18 protein-coding genes are annotated in these 17,499 nt (G+C 58.8%); 8 read left to right on the top strand and 10 right to left on the bottom strand.

Going from position 1 to position 17,499, the window contains the following annotated elements:
• Positions 1 to 43: 43 nt before the first annotated feature.
• The 9 genes from traD to O987_RS13830 form a co-directional block, all read right to left on the bottom strand.
• Entirely contained in the window at positions 44 to 2,275 is a 2,232-nt protein-coding gene (traD, locus tag O987_RS13865) for a type IV conjugative transfer system coupling protein TraD (RefSeq protein ID WP_019042355.1), read from the bottom strand.
• A gap of 11 nt (positions 2,276 to 2,286) precedes the next feature.
• Complete coding sequence (locus O987_RS29230; protein ID WP_019042356.1) at positions 2,287 to 2,457, bottom strand: hypothetical protein; 171 nt, start codon at positions 2,455 to 2,457, stop codon at positions 2,287 to 2,289.
• Positions 2,454 to 2,993: a PFL_4695 family integrating conjugative element protein gene (locus tag O987_RS13860; protein ID WP_034396552.1), complete on the bottom strand. Its 540-nt coding sequence runs from the start codon at positions 2,991 to 2,993 to the stop codon at positions 2,454 to 2,456. The genes O987_RS29230 and O987_RS13860 overlap by 4 nt, the downstream gene beginning before the upstream one ends.
• A gap of 1 nt (position 2,994) precedes the next feature.
• Complete coding sequence (locus O987_RS13855) at positions 2,995 to 3,525, bottom strand: hypothetical protein (RefSeq protein WP_019042358.1); 531 nt, start codon at positions 3,523 to 3,525, stop codon at positions 2,995 to 2,997.
• A 3-nt stretch (positions 3,526 to 3,528) separates the two neighbouring features.
• On the bottom strand, positions 3,529 to 4,494 hold the full coding sequence (locus O987_RS13850) for a hypothetical protein (protein ID WP_235214400.1): 966 nt from the start codon (positions 4,492 to 4,494) through the stop codon (positions 3,529 to 3,531).
• A gap of 401 nt (positions 4,495 to 4,895) precedes the next feature.
• Entirely contained in the window at positions 4,896 to 5,399 is a 504-nt protein-coding gene (locus O987_RS13845) for a hypothetical protein (RefSeq protein WP_019042360.1), read from the bottom strand.
• Between the two features lie 509 nt (positions 5,400 to 5,908).
• Positions 5,909 to 7,027, bottom strand: coding sequence for a hypothetical protein (locus O987_RS13840; RefSeq protein WP_043372965.1), 1,119 nt, complete (start codon positions 7,025 to 7,027; stop codon positions 5,909 to 5,911).
• Between the two features lie 122 nt (positions 7,028 to 7,149).
• Complete coding sequence (locus tag O987_RS13835; protein ID WP_019042362.1) at positions 7,150 to 8,952, bottom strand: DUF262 domain-containing protein; 1,803 nt, start codon at positions 8,950 to 8,952, stop codon at positions 7,150 to 7,152.
• A 27-nt stretch (positions 8,953 to 8,979) separates the two neighbouring features.
• Positions 8,980 to 9,540 carry a hypothetical protein gene (locus O987_RS13830; protein WP_043372962.1) on the bottom strand — a complete coding sequence of 187 codons (561 nt, stop codon included), beginning with the start codon at positions 9,538 to 9,540 and terminating at the stop codon, positions 8,980 to 8,982.
• A 143-nt stretch (positions 9,541 to 9,683) separates the two neighbouring features.
• On the opposite strand from O987_RS13830, the gene O987_RS13825 reads away from it, so the two are divergent.
• The 4 genes from O987_RS13825 to O987_RS29475 all read left to right on the top strand — a co-directional run bounded on the left by O987_RS13825 (position 9,684) and on the right by O987_RS29475 (position 14,695).
• Positions 9,684 to 10,232: a hypothetical protein gene (locus O987_RS13825; protein ID WP_019042364.1), complete on the top strand. Its 549-nt coding sequence runs from the start codon at positions 9,684 to 9,686 to the stop codon at positions 10,230 to 10,232.
• The gene (gene mobH, locus O987_RS13820) at positions 10,229 to 12,919 is read left to right on the top strand and encodes a MobH family relaxase (RefSeq protein WP_029158359.1); all 2,691 of its coding nucleotides are present in this window, start codon (positions 10,229 to 10,231) and stop codon (positions 12,917 to 12,919) included. Before O987_RS13825 ends, mobH begins: the two co-directional genes overlap by 4 nt.
• 1 nt (position 12,920) lies before the next feature.
• A complete protein-coding gene (locus tag O987_RS13815) occupies positions 12,921 to 14,066 on the top strand; it encodes a hypothetical protein (protein ID WP_019042365.1) in 1,146 nt (381 codons plus the stop codon).
• Between the two features lie 461 nt (positions 14,067 to 14,527).
• Positions 14,528 to 14,695, top strand: a complete 168-nt coding sequence (locus tag O987_RS29475; RefSeq protein ID WP_235214136.1) for a hypothetical protein — start codon at positions 14,528 to 14,530, stop codon at positions 14,693 to 14,695.
• On the opposite strand, the gene O987_RS13805 is transcribed toward O987_RS29475, so the two are convergent.
• The gene (locus O987_RS13805) at positions 14,692 to 15,141 is read right to left on the bottom strand and encodes a hypothetical protein (RefSeq protein ID WP_043372958.1); all 450 of its coding nucleotides are present in this window, start codon (positions 15,139 to 15,141) and stop codon (positions 14,692 to 14,694) included. The two genes, O987_RS29475 and O987_RS13805, sit on opposite strands and share 4 nt — an antisense overlap.
• Positions 15,142 to 15,513: 372 nt before the next feature.
• On the opposite strand from O987_RS13805, the gene O987_RS13800 reads away from it, so the two are divergent.
• The 4 genes from O987_RS13800 to O987_RS13785 all read left to right on the top strand — a co-directional run bounded on the left by O987_RS13800 (position 15,514) and on the right by O987_RS13785 (position 17,471).
• Positions 15,514 to 15,876, top strand: a complete 363-nt coding sequence (locus tag O987_RS13800; protein ID WP_043372955.1) for a hypothetical protein — start codon at positions 15,514 to 15,516, stop codon at positions 15,874 to 15,876.
• Between the two features lie 21 nt (positions 15,877 to 15,897).
• Positions 15,898 to 16,347 (top strand): lactoylglutathione lyase, encoded by a 450-nt coding sequence (gloA, locus tag O987_RS13795; RefSeq protein WP_043376484.1) that lies wholly within the window; start codon positions 15,898 to 15,900, stop codon positions 16,345 to 16,347.
• Positions 16,348 to 16,515: 168 nt separating this feature from the next.
• Entirely contained in the window at positions 16,516 to 17,280 is a 765-nt protein-coding gene (locus tag O987_RS13790; protein ID WP_043372952.1) for a hypothetical protein, read from the top strand.
• Positions 17,277 to 17,471: a hypothetical protein gene (locus O987_RS13785; protein WP_043372949.1), complete on the top strand. Its 195-nt coding sequence runs from the start codon at positions 17,277 to 17,279 to the stop codon at positions 17,469 to 17,471. Before O987_RS13790 ends, O987_RS13785 begins: the two co-directional genes overlap by 4 nt.
• Positions 17,472 to 17,499 lie beyond the last annotated feature (28 nt).

Here is a 17,499-nt window from a genome sequence, read left to right as displayed (position 1 = left end):
GGCCGTGTGTGCTTGGCTTTTTGGGGGGGCGAGTTCGGAGCCGTCATGAGTGCTGTCCCATCACGTTGCCGGCCACGGCTGACGAAGTTGCGCCTGCCATGGCGTAGCCAGGCACATCGTCATCAAAGGCAGAGGCGAGATCCGTGTCGATCAACCCACCTGCACCAGCGCCCAAGGGCTGCGTACTGAGCCAGTCGGTTTCTGCGGCCCATGTCTCACTCGTGCGATAGCGGCGCTTCATGTCCTCTGCAACCGCCTTGAGCGAAGCGGGAATGAACGGGTCGTCCTTGGTATCAGCCAGAGGAATACGAATCTTGTGGCAGCGATTGCCTTCCAGCAGCGCAAACGCTTGACCCTGTGGCAATGAGAGGACGTCAGAAGGCTCGATCAGCGGTGCCTTCGACTTGTTCGCTATGTCGTTGTTCTGGCTGGTGAAATCGACGCCATTGCCCTGGGCAGCCGTGTCCGACACTCCCGATACTGGCGTGAGCACCGTCACGTTGACCTGTGGCACCTGGTCCGTCAGCAGGCTCGCGGTCGCCTTGCTGCGCACCCGCAGCATGCAAAGGTGGTTGAAGTTGTCGAGGATCTGGCCAGCCTTGGCCTTGTCACCAACCTTCGCCTCGATGTCGAACATCGACTGGGTGTATGCAGTGATGCGAAAGCCAGATCCGCCCAGTTTGTTGACCATGGGCACGAACTCGGGACCTGCAATCTCATTGACCTCATCGAAATGGCAACACACAGTCGGCAGCTGCAGCTTCCCGTCACCGTGTGGGTCGAGGCCTGTCTTGTAGAGCTTGCCGCCGGTCGAGACCAGATCGGACAGCATGGAGTTGCCCACGGCAGACGAAACCACGGAGTCAGACAAGGCATCCAGGCCGGCATACACGATGCCGCCCTGGCGGAACACAGTCATCCAGTCGAAGATCGGCCGCTTGTCGTTCGGGTCGAAGTAGTCCGGGCTGATGAGCTTGCCAACTGCGCCAGAGGTGAGCTTTTCGAGGAATGGCCCCAGGCTGGCAATGATCTTTTCATAGAACGAACGCTCGTAGCTGAATGCGGCCGCCAGGCCGACAAGTACCTTGTCGTCCAGTCGTGCTTCCTTGATGAGCAGATACATCGCCACCTGGTCGGGCGAACGATCCTGCAGGCTTCTTGGAACCGGAGCCTTCTTTGCCACGATAGCGCGCTCCAGTTCCACCAGGCGGTCCTGATAGCTGCCGAAGCGCTGGGGATGGTCAATCGCGAGCTTGCGAAACGTCATGCCCGCGTAGTCCATGAACAGCGGGTCAATGCCAGTCACGTCCTTGAGCAGCGTCTCGTAGGTCGGAATGCGACCGAGTGCCACCTGGGCTTGAGCCACGATGTTGGTGAACCGCCAGCTGAACTCCTTAAAGGCTGCCGAGTTGCCCGAGGAGGGCAGGGCATTCGTGGCACGGCCAGCGACTTCGGTGATACGCGCGAAATTGCCAATCCCGTTGTAGCGTGCAGAAATCTCCGGGTAGCCCAGATGGAACATATAGAACTGATCCAGGCGACCAGCGCGTCGTGCCTCAGCATGCATGCGAAGCATCAGCTCCGCGTCGCCCTTGGGGTCGATGACGATCACCACATGACCGGCATGAATGTCCTGAGAGCACAGAAGTTCCAATAGGCGCGTCTTGCCCACGCGAGTCGTGCCCATCACCAGCAAGTGGCCAGAGCGCGAGCCTTGGCGCAACACCACCGGCTTTTCGTTCTGCACTCCCACGCCATGAAGCACAGGGTTGCCGCCCAGGTCCACGCCCGTGGCGAAGGGGTTGGCGGTACCGCCGACATCAAGCGCACGCTCCAGTACCCTGGCCAGCAGGCTGTCGGTCTTGGCCTGCGCCCACTTGCGCATCTTTTCGCCGGTCGCTGCGAGCTTGAGCTCGGTTGGCGAGGCCTTCACGAAGCGCTGAACATCTGTCTCACGCGCGTCCAGCAAGCGCTGGGTGTGCAACTGCGTCCACTCAAAGCCTTCGCCCAGGTAGAGATGCTCCTTGAGATTGACAGGAAGCTTGTGAGGGGCCAAGCGCGTCATCTTGGTGAACTTCAGCCCGCGTTGATAGCTATAGACCTGGAAGGCCTGGCGCGCACGCACGCAACCGAAGCCGGCAGCGATTGCGCCCGAGACTGCGCCCAGCGAGTGGGGCATCATCAGCGCCCATGGCGCGGCTGCAGCTACGCCAGCAATCCCAAAAGCTGTGGCTGCGCTCAATGCTTCGACTGGCGGCCTCAGCACGCCTTCCATGGTCCCGTCACTCACTGCATGCCCTCCAGCTGGAACATGCCGTGATGGCTTGGAACATTTTGGGACTGCGCAGCCGCAAAAGGCGTTCCAAGCTGAACCAGCCTAACGCGCAACAGCCGAGCATTGGCACATGCTTTCACCGTGCCTTCCAATCCGATATGCACCAGGCCGAGTTCGCTCATGGAGCCACTCCAAACGTGCGCTGGGGCAGGATCTGGTAGGCGCGGCCATTGCTGTGCACCAGCACGGGAAAAACTGGCGCACCCTTGGCGATCAATGTTTCTGCAAGGAATGCCCCTGTATCAGGAGCCAATTGCAAGGGGTTGGCCACTTGCTGCAGCAGCTTGAATGCGGCTGGCGTTGCTGCCTGCACCACAATGCCGACAGCATTGAGCTGTATCAGCTTCTTGTGATTGAAGGCTACCCAGCGCAAAGACGCGTCGTCCGCGCCGATCACGAACATGGGCTGAGTCAGCCATTGGCCATTGAAGACCTGCGCGCCGTCTTGCTTGAGCACACCTCCGCGCAATTGGCTGCGAAATGGGAAACGCAGCCCGTCGAGCACATTCGCCTCATCTGTGCCGCCCACGATCTGGGCCACATAGGGCGCCAACGGCACCGACTTGCCGCTGTCGTGGATCATCTCCAGCTCCACGCCGGCCAGGGCCGGCGCGCTGCAAGCGAATCCAAGGGCGAGGATGGCGAACCTGCAGTGCATATCAGCGTTTTCCGCGGTTGGCGGGAGCTGGCGATGCGCGCTCGATGATCTGCGTGCGTGGCACGTTCAGCATGTCGGCTGCACCTACAGACGACTGCACGCGTGGCAGGCCGTCATAGTTCACCATCGGCTCATTGGGATACAGGCGGGCCATGGCCGCCTGCATTTCACGGTCCCACAAGATGCTTCGCTCCACATCCTGGTGGAAGATCCGCGCCATGCGCTCGGCATACTGGCGGCGCTCTGCATCGTTGCGAGCATGAATGCCCAGGACCTCAAGGGGCGAGAGCTCCTTGACTGAGAAATTGGCACGAGGTCCCAGCGACAGCACCTTGGCGCGCTGCATCTCATCGGCAGTCAGACCCCACATCTGTTGCACAGCACGCGCTGTCTCGTCCAGTTGCGAGCGGCCCTGTTGAGTCGTGCTGGGCAACGAGCTAGCTTCTGCAGTGCGGCCAGTGCGCAGCTGCGCAAGGGCGCCCGTGCTCAGCTGCAATGCGACCACGGTGGCAATAAAGGCAGTTTTTTTCATCAATCAGCCTCCATTGCTCACGGAGAGCGTCAGGCCCTGGCTGCCGGGAGCCACGAACGTGGCAGTCCGCGACACAGGGTCCGCCGACTTGAGGGACAAGCCGTTGACCACATCACCTGGGCGCAAGACACGCACGCTGCGATCTCCGGGCACGCCCGACGCGACCACGACCGACGGCTCGCCGTTCCACATATCGACGGACACGAGCTGGGCACCCGTAGGGGCTGCCGCAGGCTTCGCTGCGACGACCTTTGCAGCCTGGCGTGGAGTCGCCGGCTTCGCCTTCACCATCACGCGCTTGGGCGCTGGGCGCGGCGACGGCTGCTCGATGGGGGCGGCCTGTGCGGCTGCCGGAGCCACTGCAGGGGCTACCGCAGGAGCAGGAGCCGGTGCCGCAGAGGTCTTGCCAGCAAGTGCGTTGGCCTGCTGCATGGCGGCCAGTTGCTGGGACATCAGCAACATCATGTCTTCCATGCGCTTCATGCGATCAAGCATCTGGGGGTCGACGCCGACTGGTGTTGCAGTCGCCACTGCCGTGGGGGCCACCGCCATAGTCGGCGCTGGTGCGGCAGTAATAGGTGGACTACCAGCCGGTGCTGCTGCAGCGGCCTCATTTCGCTGCAGGGCCAAGTTGGCCACGGCTTGCGGCACAGCGCCCGCGTCCCCCAGGCTGGCAACGCCTGCATCAGCTGCAGACTGCCGCATAACCGCCTCTGGATCGAATTCTGGCTGCATGCCCACGGGGATTGGGTCCGCGTCGCCAGCTGGTGCTCCGCCGATAGGTGCCGCAGCCGCATCAGCCAACGGCGCAAGGGGCAGCGGGGAGGTGTCAGCCAGGCGCGGATCGAACTCGGAAGCATCGAAAGCAGGCTGCGGCGCCACCAGGCCGGCCTCGGGAAGCGATGAGCCAAGCAGATCCAGTGCTGGTAGACGTTTCGACCCGTATTGAAGGTACCCCACTGCCAACATCCCCACGACACCCGCAATGCCGACTGTGCGCAGCACCCATGGGTTCGTCGACTTGCGTCGCGATGGGATTTCGCTGGATTCAACACTCACAGGCACCTCGGCCTTGCGTGGCTTTGCTGCAGCTGGTGCGCGACCAAAAGCGCGGGCGAAGAATCCGGGCCGGTTTTTGACCTCAACAGGCGCAGCAGCTGCCGACGCAGTTGCAGTGGCAGCACTGAGAGGAGCGGCAGTCTCAAGCTCGCTCAACCAAGAATGATCGACAGCTGAATCATCAACACCAGTGACCTCGGGGGCCACAGAAACCGCAGGCGACAAATCTGCCACATCGGGAGGCGGCGGCGGCGGCACGCTTGGCTCAGTCACTTGTACGTCTGCATCGACAGTGCTTTGTTCCGACATGCTCACTCCTTGGCGGACGCCTTCGGCTGAGGCGTAGTGCTAGGGCTGACGATGGGCTCCAGGCGGCGAGGCTTGGGTGCGTTGGCGAGGGTGAACCACACACGGCGAGTGATTTGGTCGGTGTGCCAGCGCCATGCTGTGCCCACCAGCACATTCAGAACGTCTTGAACAGAAAACGGGCCTAGCGTGCGCTGAGCTTCGGGCAGCGGCAGACCGAGAAAGCGCCGCGCATCGGAAGTCAGTGATTGGGAATCCACCAGGGCATAGCCCGTACGAAGCAGCGTGTACTCGATGGCTTCGCCAACGGTCGTCACCTGTTCGCGCGGGAATGTGAGCTGGGCCACCAGGGCCAGCGGCTCATTCAGATGCGGCTGTGGCAGGGCTTCGGCAGTCGTATAGCGACCCAACTGCAGGCGCTTGTTGCCATCAACAAGCTGAGGGGTGGCCTGGGCTGAAGCCATGGCCAGCAAAGCCATGCTGGCAAAGAATCTGGGCATGCGGGTCATGGACCGTAGGAACTCCGTAAAAAGAACCCGGACCACAACCAAGAGGAGGTGTGCGAAGAAGATCAGTGGACCGGGGGTGTCGACGCAATGCGTCAGTCGCCGGGCCGAATGTTCTTAGAGCTGCCGCTTTGTCACCAGCGGAAACCGTGCGTTACATGCCTAACGGTTTACGCTTGACAAAAATAACAATAAATGGTTGTTAATTTAAGGGCATAAGGGACAGCGAGCGGCAGGGGCCGACTCGCGTACAGGACAAACGGCTTTACTGGGTACAGGACCTATCCAAAGGGCGCGCATACTCCTCAAAAATCGGAGTATGCGCAAAGGATTTACTGGTACCGGGAAAGGGCTGTACGGGGGATTAGAAAGGCCCCTACACAGCGGGGTGAGTAGGGGCCTTTTATTCCAAATGGCTTTGGCCCAAACGTGCTTACTAATTGACTTGATCTTTTCAGGCGTTGAAAAGCCACCAGCGCGAACCGTGGTGGCTTGATTCTCTAGTTGGGAAATCAGGCTATTCGTGCGTAGGTTTTCCCATCCAAGACTCGTTTCACTTGATCCACGTCTTTCGCGCCGATGCGCACGTAAATTTCCTCGGGCGTGTGGTTGTTTGCAAGCTCGCGTATTGCCTTGACTTGGACCACGGATAAGCGCCCGTCCCGCCCGCAAATCTGCGCTATCGCCCAGTCGTTGTCCTTCCACTTTTCGGCGACCCATGGGGCCGGTAATCCCAAGCGCGGATGGTCATTCAGCCACTTGTGCAGAATCTTGTCGCGGTCATCGGGCAGAGGAACGACGCCCCTCGAAAGCAATCCGTTCTCACGCAGGTACCGCAGGCCGCTCTTTCCGCCCGGCACCATGTTGAGCCGGCGTTCGTCATCCCAATGTCCTTCAACTAGAAACTCCTCCGACTCGTAGAGTTCCTCTAGATCGTCGGTGATAGCCATCACCCTGTGGTGCACGTACGTGAGGCGTCCGCCCTTTTGCTCTTCTCGAAATCGGCGATGGAAAAGCAATGGACTGCCCATCTCAATAGCGCGACGGTGCTCGGACCAGCGCTTTTGCCAGCTGCGGGTGGACACACCCACATAGAAGTACCCGTCGTCAGGGTACGACGCACCAGCGCCGAAGATGTGCTGGTAGAGGACGTATGCGCGTTCGGGGTAGTGCTTGGGCGATAGCAGGAAGTGCGCGGGCACCGAAAATACAAGGCTAGGGCTCCGGATGGTGCTTTCGTTAATCTGCGTAACTCCGCGCATGGCGGCAGCCAAGTACGCAGGATCAGTAACGACTTCCACCGAAATCGTAGGTTGGATAGCTAACTCGCCTCCGCCCAGGGCGCCAAGACCGTACTCTGGCATGCGATCCACCGTTCTGTGCCCATCCATGAGCTTCCGGAACGGAGAGATGAACCCCGGACGGTCGCCCATGAAAATCATGCGCACCGCGGGTATCAGTTGGCCTGGCTGGAGCCTAAACACGCCATGGGGATTCGCAGCCACCCGCGCCCATTCCCGTGCGTAGTCGGAGGTCCGAATGAAGTCTTCAAGCAACTGCTCAACCTCACGCCGCCGTCCAATCATAGACTTCGGCGCAAGATGCTCCCACCAAGCTTTGTTTAGCTTCATTGCGTCACCGCATATCCTTCAAACGCCGGCGGACTGAGCCCGACGTTGGCATGCCGTTCGAGACCAACGCGTGAAAGTCTGTGGCTCTTACTTCCAAACCAGCGAAAAACAATTAGAACCATTTACTGACCAGCAATGAACCGCTTGAACAACTCACCGAATTGTTCAGTTGGAACCTCTGCCAACTTGTTGCCATGTCGCACGAAGAAAGCACCTTTGAAGTTCGAAGGCTCGGCCTGAGCCTGGGCCTCGAATACGAAGACAGTTTTGTCGTAGTAGCGCACCGACTTCACGTGTCTAGCCACGTAGTCTTTCAACGGCTCCGATAGGGCTGAACTCTTGATGCGCGTAGTCAACTCCATGAACAACTCATCAAGAGATCGCCCTAAAGCTGTGGCTTCATGCTCTACGCCGGTGATGAAGAACCGTTCGAATGGCCTTGCATCAACACCGTACAACTGCCCAACGCGCCTCGCATCTGCTTCAGTATCTGCTACGCCCACCAGGACGTAACCGCGAACGCCTTTTCCGATATTGGCAATTCCAGCCAATGTCTTCAATACCTTATCGAAGCTATCCTCATCAAAGGTATGTTTTCCGTCGAGACGAAGAAACCCCTGTTTAAAGTCGTATGCAGCTTGCTCGGTATATGACTGCGTCAGGATATTCTCCATCTGAGTAATCCATCGAACCTGGGCCGGGTCATACGCCTTACTTGGCCCGAAGGCTGCGCCATAAATGCCTGCCGCACCATTCACTAGTTGTGATCGATCCTCAGCACCCCAACGCCCACCCTCGGGCACCTGAATCTTGTCTCCGCCGCCATCGAGAAGCCTAATGAGTTGGTCTTGGTCAACGACTTCTTTGTTTTCCAGCACCATTAGCTTGTGTAAAGCGAGGAAGACAACCTGGAAGTATCGAGGTGCGCTAGGCGGCTTCTCGCCGAAAAGCAAGTACCCGAGCGTGCGACCGGAGCGGTTCAACGTAATCTTCAGTTGATCCAATACTCGCTGGAAATCGGCGGTAATTACTTCGGTCGTTACCTTCTGCGTGGCAAGTTCGATCTGCTCGTGCCGCTGAGTCGAGCCTTTACCATCGCTATAGCCGAAGAAATCGTCCAACACCTCGCTACGAGAGGGCGGCTTCGGGTCCATTAGCATATATGCGAGGACATCGGCGATGATTTCTTCATCGCGAGATTCACGTACCTGCTCCTTGGTAAGCACGCCCTGTTTGATCCAGAAAACCTCGTCAACATCAATGCCATAAGGAAGCTCTCGGTTAGTGATCGAGATCTTCTTCATTTCATTTAGAGGGAGTTCATCGGAGCCGGAGGCGTCGCCGCGAACTTTAGCTGCGATGCGGCGAACCGCCTGAGCGAAATGGCCCGTTGAACCCGCGATTCGCAGTTCCTGCCGAGACAGCTTTCGTCCGCCTGAGTTAATACGGCGGAACACTTCGTCTACATCGGCATCGCCAGCAAACTCGTAGATCGACAAAGGCACCGTGTACGCAGCGATCTGAACGCAGACATCTCTCGCCAAGACAGGCTCACGCTGGTGAAGCGTGCCAGCATCAAGCAAGGCCTTCGTCTCCGCCATAGTATTCAGATCGAAGAAACTACCGTTTACAGAGTACTCATTCTCAATAAAACCAAAGACGGCATTGAGACGCTGCATGCCGTCAATGATCTCAAACTTGCTCAGACCGCTCGCAAGCTTTTGCTCTGCCAGCAAAACGATAGGCACCGGATACCCATTAATGATGGAGTCGATAAAGCGCCGCTTCTCTTCGAGAGTCCAAACTAGTTTCCGTTGGTACCTACGGTTAACGATGTACCTCCAAGCTTGGTAGTTTCCGTAGATCCTCTCAACTGACTCACCCTTAACTGTGAGATCCTGCCTGAGCTTCTGAGATTCAACCATTGACTATTTCCTTTACTCGCACCCAACCTACTTCGTTTCTTTAAGGCAACACGTTCCGACAGCTCCGTCCGGCGTTGCTGGATTTCTCGTCGGCACAGCTCCTGCGATCAGAAGGATACCGCCCACCACAAGGAGGACGAGGGCGAAGTATCCCATCCAACGCTTTCGATCTTTGCTGTTATAAGCCTGAGCACGTGCCTTCTCATCGGCTGCGGCTTGCAATTCGCTCGCGTACGTCCCGATTTGTACACTATGTGTCGGCTGGAGCTTGGCTACAGAATTATCGAGAGCGCGTAGATTCCCCGAAGCCTTGAATGTCTGCTCAGCAGACTCTTCAACAATCTCTTTCGCGTTCTGGTCCCAAAAGACTGCCATACCAGCCACCACACCAGCCACGACGGTAAGCAACGTTCCGAGTCGCGTTAGAAAGCCCTTTTCTGCGTCGCTAAGGCTGTGTGTTGACAAAAACAAATAATCGACGAGAAAAAATGTCAGCAAGATCGCACCACAAGTAAGGAGTTGTCTCCCTGGTGTCGGCAATGGACGCGTATTTGCCTTGAAAAAAGAACTGAATATCTGGCGGATCATAGGCACCCGGATCTAACCTTATTTTGTAGCAAATTGTTATTTTACTAGCAGATTTCCACCAGGTAATCAAGCGAAAAGCCTCCGGTCATCACCGCAGGGTTTCGCGCTGACAGCTGAGGGCGCACTAGGTACGGTTGCGCCCCATGGACGACCTCGCCCGCGCACCGCACCTACATAGTCAGCACATCCAGCAGAGAGCCAACAGTGATCCACCATTTCTAGGCAGAGATCCGCTCGATCGTGGCTGCTCGATATTCGCTATCGCAGACAGCTTGCAACTGCTGGGCCTTGCCAGCAAAACCAATCCGCTCATGCGCTGGATGGGAAGATTCGAGGGGCTGGAGCAGCATCTGGAAGAGGAGCTTGATCCAATCTTGAGCGTGCGCTCAATCCTGCTGCAGCTGGTTGCTGACCATCCCAAAATGCCGCATGTGCCCAAACCTCAGCAAGAGAAGAACTGGCACAGCTTCGTCATGCGAGTCGTGGCGCAGCCGTTCGTGCAAACATGCGGTGACTGGGGCCGCGACGGTATCGCCTCACGCATCAAATGGGACCCGCTGCAGCAGAGTTTCATGGACTTCCTCGCGCTGGGCCAGCCTGGGGAGGAGCTTTCTATCTGGACTCCCACCGATGGCAAGTCAGCGCGTGCCCAGCACTTCGCTCGAATCCTGCTTCAAGAGGAGTGCGCGTGAAGAGTATTGCTTCAAAGTTGCTTGCCATGGTGCCCTGGAGCAAGGCCACGCCCGTGCAGTCTGCGCCTGCAGGCCCGCTGCCGCTGCCCGACGCGCCAGTATCGACGGGCGCTCAACATCTGCCACTCAAGCCAGACGAGATCCACATCGCGGGCAGTGAGCCCGGATGGTTGCGCGTGCTCAATGCCCAGCAGCTGCTGGCCACGGTCCGCGCAGAACGAGCTATCACCCAGATCTGGAGCCAGTCGCATCAGTCGCAGGCCATTTGGGAGCGGGACCTGCTGCCGGCGATTCGGCGGTACGCCGAGTTCGTGCAGCTCATGCCGGCCTCCGAAGCGCACCACCACGCCCACGCAGGCGGCCTGCTGTCGCACACCATCGAGATGCTGCTCGCGGCCATGACCTGGCGCAATGCCCATCTGCTGCCAGGCGGAAGCCAGATCGAGATCGTTGACGCCCAGCGCGATCAATGGACCTATGTGGTGTTCTTCTGCGCTTTGCTGCACGACATCGCCAAGCCCATGACCGACCTACGCATCGCGTGGCGTCCGGTAGGAGAGAACGATCCTATACGTTGGGCACCTGCAGGCGGAAGCCTGTCGCAGATCGCTGGCCAACGCACTGCCGAGTACCTGGTGGACTTCGCGCCCAAGGGGCAGCGCGACTACAGCGCCCATGCCAAGCTGGCCCAGCTGCTGCTACCACGCATTGCGCCAGAAAGTGCGCTGCGATTCCTGGCGCACACGCCCACAGCCTTGGATGCCCTGGAGCAATACCTCACCGGCCAGGACAAGGACAGTCTCGTCGCCACGATCGTCAAGCGGGCCGACCAACTATCCACGCAGCGTGCCTTGCAAAAAGGCTCCAAGGCCCGCTTCGCGACGGCCAAGGCCGTGCCTCTCATCGAGCTGCTGATGCAATCCATGAGGACCATGCTCCAAGCTGGCACACAACTCCCGCTGAACCGGAATGGTGCGGCAGGTTGGGTGTTCGAGGGGGCGATCTGGTTCGTGGCCAAGCGCCTCGCTGATACCGTGCGAGAGCACATCCAAGCAAACGAGCCCGACGAAAGCGTGCCTGGCAACGCAAAGAACGACCGGCTGTTCGACACCTGGCAGGACTACGGCGCGATCGAGCTGAACCCGGCCAGCGGCCAGGCCGTCTGGCATGTCACAGTGCACGGTTACGCCGAGGATGGGTCAGAGCAGGGGGCCTACATGCATGACTTTGCCATGCTCAAGTTCCCTCTGGCCAAGCTGTTCAACCACGAGAGCAAGTACCCGGCCGCCATGCGCGGGCGGCTGGAGATCCGCGACCGTCGCAAGGATGGAGCAGGGCAAGACGAACATCAAGCTGCTGCAACTCTCAGTGCATCGGAATCTGCGGCAGCAATCGATGCCAATGCACCAGCAGCTGCGGCATCCTCAGCCCAACCATCCCAGGTTGCGGCAAAGCCTGCGAAGCAACGGCCCCAGGATGCGGCAGAAGCTAAAAAGCATGCCGCCATCATGCGGGAGCCCACTTTCACCAAGCCGCCGAATGCTGCGGCAAAGCCCAGGCCTGCGGCAACCACTGCGGCAGCAGCCAAGGCACCTGCACCAGAAACGCCATCCCAAACTGCGGCAGTCATGGCAGTTAGGGCGCCTACGGCGCCAGTGCAGCAGACCCAAGCTGATACAGCCTACGACGAGTCTGAAGCTGGGGCAGCATCGAGATCCGGCGTGCCCACCCCATTGAAGCTGGACTACGACAGCCTCGACAACGGCGAAGCCGCGTATTTGCTGGGCGACAGCGAGGGCAGCTACTTCCTCGATCCATCCGAATCTGCAACAGCATCGGACAGACCTGGCAAAAAGAACAAGCCGGCCAAGAACCCACAGCCGGCAGAGAAGGGCGCAGCGCCCTTGGAGCAACCATTCCAGGATGCCGCAGCGGTGCCGCCACCAGCTGCGCCTCCTCAGCCCGCCACCTTGCACCAGCCGCCCCAAGCTGCCGCAACTGCGGCCGCAAGGCCGCCTTCTGTCAAACCTGCAGCAGCTGCGCCGCCACCAGCACCAAGCGCACCTAAGAATCCCGCTCCCGTGCTACGCCATGACCAAGTGCCGCGCTCTCAAAGCGTGAGTGCCGAGTTCAAGCGCATGGCCGCTGATCTGGACGAGCTCGATGACCTGCCCGTACTCAAGGGACGCACCGTCACTGCAAGTCCGCCGCCGGCGGCAGCAGCAACACCGGGGCCGGTTCTTCTGCTTCAGCCGCTGCCCGACATCGACGCAAACCCCGACAAGCCGCCACCCGAGCCAAGCCCCTTGGCATTGGCTTTCATGCAGTGGGTGCAAATGGGTCTGGTCAATCGCGAGCTCAAGTTCAATGAGACCGGCGCGGCGATTCACTTCGTGGAGGAGGGCATGGCCCTGGTTTCGCCCAAGATTTTCAAGGAGTACGCACGCCATGGCGACCGTGAGGACGGCCACGAGGATCTCACTGTCGACGAGCTCAGCACCAAGACCCAGCGGGAGGTCATCAAGTGTGGCTGGCACCTGCCAGCCGCGAACCGCACAAACATCGTTCGCTATGAGATCCACAGCCGCGGCACGGTCGTGGCCCACCTGTCCTGTGTTGTCCTCACCAGCCCAGGCCGGTGGGTGCAGCCCATCCCCCCCAGCAATCCCGCATTGAAGATGGTTTGATATGAAATCCACCTGCTCAACTGATTACGAGATTGGCGACAACACCGCGCCAGACAAGCGCCTAGAGCTATGGAAATCGCGTAGCTTCTGGTTTCGGCTGCGGCACCGATGGAACGTGCTCAGTGCTTTTGCCGAGGGCAGCTTGACCTGGCGCCACGCCAAGCTCGGCCTCAAATACCCGGATCAGGTCATGTGGCTGCAGCGCTGGCCACCAGGCAATGGATTGATGCCGGTCTGCCCAGCCGTCATTGCCGAGCTTGAGCACATCGATCGCACCATGATGGACTCCGACCAGCCCGCGCCACGGGCCGCTGTTTTTTCGCTCCACAGCATCGGCCACGATCGTACCCAGTGCAGGAACTGCGGCGGATCTGGCGGGGCCTTGCCCACGCAATGCCCAGGTCGCCCCATGACCGATGACGAGAGGCAGGCCGTCCTGGAGGGGCTACTCGATTACGTCGATGGCCAATGGCTTGGCCAAGTCATCAAGCAGGCCCCGAAACCGCTTGCCGAAACCTGCAAACTGGAGCCCAAGTTGGTTGCCGAAACCTGCAACCTTGAGCCCAAAACGTCTGCCGAAACCTGCAAACTGGATTTGCCGTTTCCTGCACTCTATATACAAGGGTCTTCTATACAAAGAACTACTACTACGTCTCCAAGTGTCGTAGCGCTCGAAGTGGCACCAGATCGCGAGGCGCAAGTCTTCTCGGAAAACGACTGGGCAGCGAAGTGCGCAGCCTTGTCGGATGCTGCCAATCGAGGCTGTGGCCAGGTCTACGAGACCTACGAGCTGCGCGTCGGAGCCAGCATTGACCTGGCGCTGCAGCAGGTCCCCGAGCTCCTGCGGCCTCGTGCCATCGAGATCGCCACTGAGCACGGATACTCCACGGCAGAGCAACGTGCACAGACAGAGCGGATGCTGCAGGATGACGGATGCTGCAGCCACGGTCTGGACCCGCATTGCTGTCCGATGGGTTGTGGCGACATTGACTCCGTGGGTGACGAGCTGGACGAGATCGACTTGAGTCCGTGCAAGAAGTGCGGCGACCCATTGGCCGCTCGTGGAGGGCCTGGTGCTTGCGAGTTTGTAGCAATCGACTCAATGCCTGAGCCGCCGAAACATGACAGGTCAAACAAAAATGTTTGACAGTTGGCAGCGAAGTCCTTAGAGTCCGTACCGTGCGTCAACGGGAGCTATTTGTAACTCTCGCGGAATTGGTTAAGAGGAAGAGGTAAAAACGTAGTCCCATGGGTCTACTGAAAGCGTTGAAAACTGGAGCTCTAGCGCTCCTATTTTTAGAGCTTGTCTACTAGACACGATGTATATTATGTTAAATTGATTTTGCGAGCGATCATGAGTCGCCTCTTGCGCAACCCTGTTTCGCTACAAGTCCTATAACGATTGCCCGAACGTCATTTGATGTTTCGTGCACCATCTCAAGCCAATCTCCCCCATCTACACACGCTGCTAAACGACATCCATGGCGACATCGAGATCGCCCGCCACCTTGGAATCAGCACCTCAACGCTTCGAAAATACCGCGCCCAAGGGCAAGCCCCACGTTCAGTGATACTTGTGCCCTTTTTTGGGAGTCCACCTGGGGCCGCATGACAGCCGACGCATTGGCATTCAATCACGCTGCGGCACACGCAGCACTGGCCGAAAGCCTAAAGCGCCAGAACAAACGCCTCATGGAGCAAATCCAGCAGCTAGAGGACGAGCTATCCGAGACCGAGAGCCACGCTGCCAATGCGCCGATATTCCGCGTTGGCTAAAAGCGCGGCGGCATCTCGCCATAGATTTCCATGAACCTCTTATGCGCAGCAGCATGGGCATTGGCGCATGTCAGCGTCATCTGATCTGCCTGACATGCAGGCGATGGCCTGTAGATCTGCTTCCATGCCGCCCGCATATCTGCCTCATGCTGCTGCCTTTGGGCCGCATCAGCAGCTCGCTGTCCCTCTCTTGCGGCTCTCTCACTTGCAGCGGCCTCACGACGCTGACGCTCTTCTTCAGCTTGCTTTCGTGACAACTCCGTTCGCTGCTTCGCTTGCTTCTGCATCTCGGCAGTCGCCTGCCGAAGTGAATATTCGACCTCCCATGCCATGTATTTGGTGTAGGCCAGTGCTGCCAGAAGTCCACCAATGAAGACGCCTAGCGCTATCTTGAGCACGTCAACAAAGAATGTGCTTTCCTTCTCATCGGCCATATAACGAGCCATAACCACTCCCCTCCTCTTTTCCGAATCATAGGACAGGGGTGCTCCCGCACGACTCCCAAAAAAAAGAGCACTCTTCGGTGCTCTATGTGCTCGCCGCACGCCGTCAGCTGCCCGTGACACATCGCGCCCAGCACCATTCCCCGGAGTCTTCGCCTCTTCGGCCACGCTAAATCAGGAGCGGCCAGCGGCCTTGTCCTTTCTCCGGGGGTATTCATAAAGCTTCCCCACTCCGAAACGCCATCCTGATACCGCTAAAGGCACGGCGAAGAACTCGGGGGCACAGTGCAAGCAAGGGACAGTTAAACGGGCAGCAGACAGTTGACGACCCGGACCTGAATCTAGGGGCCCGGTACACCAGAAAGGCGGCACATCATGGCAATCGCAGCAAATTTCAGGAAGTATGCAGAGGCAATGGCGCAGCAATTGGTGCTGCCTTTCGACCGTCCTGTCTGGAACACATCGTGCCCCAAAACGCGTCTCGGCCGCGAGATCTGCTCATCCATCACCAAGGCCATGAAGGTGGGCTGCCTGGTTGAATACCCGGCAGTCCCTGCAATCCGCCAGTGGTGGAAAGATGCTCAAACTCACGCGCGAGCTTTCATCAAGTTTCCAAAGGAAGGGCAGCTCAAGCTTAGCCTTATGAAGGTGTCTCATGAAGTCATTGGCGGCAGGCTCTCGTCTAACCATGCGGGAATCAGAGCTCTGTATCTGCCCCTATTCACATACAGCTCCTAACCTGCTGGCAAAATGGTGACCATGCGATTCCTCCACACGATGCTGCGCGTTGGCAATCTCCAGCGCTCTATTGATTTCTATACCAACGTCATCGGCATGCAATTGCTGCGCACGTCCGAAAACACCGAGTACAAGTACTCGTTGGCCTTTCTCGGCTTCGAAGGCGGAAACCCAGGTCAGGCGGAGATTGAGTTGACCTACAACTGGGGCACCGAGAGCTACGACATGGGTACGGCTTACGGTCATATTGCTCTGGGCGTGCCCGATGCCTATGCCGCCTGCGAGAAGATCAAGGCTGCTGGCGGCAATGTGACCCGTGAAGCAGGCCCCGTCAAAGGTGGCAGCACGGTGATAGCTTTTGTGACGGACCCTGACGGCTACAAGATCGAATTAATACAAGTAAAATCAACAACTTACAAAGACAGCCGCCATTCAGACGCCAAAACCACCGATCCACTGCGTAGTGCGTAGTAGATTTGCAACAAAAAAACCCACAAGCGCGCTTTTGTTTGTCCAGTTCGCCAAGACTCCCGGCACCACGCCCCGGCAGCCTACGCACCTACGCCTGAGCACGTTGGAGCGAGTGTCCAATGCCGCACGCATGTGGCACTCTCTGCCACATACCCCTGAACAATCTTCGTGCCGCTCTCTCCCTCTGACTTCTACCTCTCCCAGCTGGCGACGTTGCACCAACAACTGCTGGCCAGTACCATCGTCCGCACCTATCTGACGGGCACCGGGGTTCGGCTGGACGGCGTAGATCTGGTGCCGGCAGACTGCTTCGAGCTGCCGTTCTGCACCTTCTCCACGGTGGAGTTCGCACACCTGTTCTCGATCTTCGACGGCAGCCGCGTCCACCAGCAGGCCGAAAAATCAACCTCCCTGGATGACGCGCCGCCAGGGCTGTACTTCACCATCATCAATCACCGGTTGATCGAAAGCCGGCACAAGAACCGCTTCGGCGTGTTCCAGCGGGAAGGCGATGCCATCGACCTCTACATCGAGGACATGCACATCGATCACTACTACCTGAGTGAGCACCAAACACCGCCGCACCTCGGCACCCTCGCCTTTGCGCTGTGCGCCATCACAGCGCACTTGGCCGGGATGGGCCGCATCACCCTGGTCGCTGCGGACGGCCAAGGCCGGAATACCCGCTACATCGGCGCCAAGGTCTGGCCCAAGTTCGGCTTCGATGCCCCACTGCTGCCGAATGAAACCGCAGACGCCCCACACCTAGCCCACTGCACCACCGTGCAAGAGGTCATCGCCCTGGATGAAACTTGGTGGGCAGAGCGCGGCACACAGCGCCGAATGGCCTTCGATCTGAGCCCGCACAGCGTGTCCTGGCAAAAGCTGATACCCTATGTTGGTAGAAAAGTCTCCGAGGGGAGCCATCCATGAGCAAGACACACGCACAACGCAAACCGATTGCAGCGCCTGCAAAAGCGGCGCCGGCTGGCCGTGTCTTCAAGTTTTCGCTCAAGGGCATTCCAGTTGTGAATGCCGTCATGGAAGCACGCCTTGAAGCTGCTGCCAGAGTGCCGCGCAAGGATCGACACTATCCGGTGATGATCGAAGCACCGGACGCCTGAACAAGGCTCTACCGAAAAAGCCCGCCAG

Origin of the sequence: Comamonas testosteroni TK102, assembly GCF_000739375.1 — a bacterium.
Lineage (GTDB): Bacteria > Pseudomonadota > Gammaproteobacteria > Burkholderiales > Burkholderiaceae_C > Comamonas > Comamonas brasiliensis.
Note: the sequence above shows the minus strand (reverse complement) of the source record. Positions and strands in the feature narration are given on the sequence as shown.

Coding starts and splice junctions, on each gene's coding strand:
- O987_RS13815 (WP_019042365.1), top strand. CDS start 12,921: ATGAAATCCACCTGCTCAACTGATTACGAGATTGGCGACAACACCGCG.
- O987_RS13825 (WP_019042364.1), top strand. CDS start 9,684: ATGGACGACCTCGCCCGCGCACCGCACCTACATAGTCAGCACATCCAG.
- O987_RS13830 (WP_043372962.1), bottom strand. CDS start 9,540: ATGATCCGCCAGATATTCAGTTCTTTTTTCAAGGCAAATACGCGTCCA.
- O987_RS13800 (WP_043372955.1), top strand. CDS start 15,514: ATGGCAATCGCAGCAAATTTCAGGAAGTATGCAGAGGCAATGGCGCAG.
- O987_RS13845 (WP_019042360.1), bottom strand. CDS start 5,399: ATGACCCGCATGCCCAGATTCTTTGCCAGCATGGCTTTGCTGGCCATG.
- traD (WP_019042355.1), bottom strand. CDS start 2,275: ATGGAAGGCGTGCTGAGGCCGCCAGTCGAAGCATTGAGCGCAGCCACA.
- O987_RS13785 (WP_043372949.1), top strand. CDS start 17,277: ATGAGCAAGACACACGCACAACGCAAACCGATTGCAGCGCCTGCAAAA.
- gloA (WP_043376484.1), top strand. CDS start 15,898: ATGCGATTCCTCCACACGATGCTGCGCGTTGGCAATCTCCAGCGCTCT.
- O987_RS13850 (WP_235214400.1), bottom strand. CDS start 4,494: ATGTTGGCAGTGGGGTACCTTCAATACGGGTCGAAACGTCTACCAGCA.
- O987_RS13840 (WP_043372965.1), bottom strand. CDS start 7,027: ATGAAGCTAAACAAAGCTTGGTGGGAGCATCTTGCGCCGAAGTCTATG.
- O987_RS13805 (WP_043372958.1), bottom strand. CDS start 15,141: ATGGCTCGTTATATGGCCGATGAGAAGGAAAGCACATTCTTTGTTGAC.
- O987_RS29475 (WP_235214136.1), top strand. CDS start 14,528: ATGACAGCCGACGCATTGGCATTCAATCACGCTGCGGCACACGCAGCA.
- O987_RS29230 (WP_019042356.1), bottom strand. CDS start 2,457: ATGAGCGAACTCGGCCTGGTGCATATCGGATTGGAAGGCACGGTGAAA.
- O987_RS13835 (WP_019042362.1), bottom strand. CDS start 8,952: ATGGTTGAATCTCAGAAGCTCAGGCAGGATCTCACAGTTAAGGGTGAG.
- O987_RS13855 (WP_019042358.1), bottom strand. CDS start 3,525: ATGAAAAAAACTGCCTTTATTGCCACCGTGGTCGCATTGCAGCTGAGC.
- O987_RS13860 (WP_034396552.1), bottom strand. CDS start 2,993: ATGCACTGCAGGTTCGCCATCCTCGCCCTTGGATTCGCTTGCAGCGCG.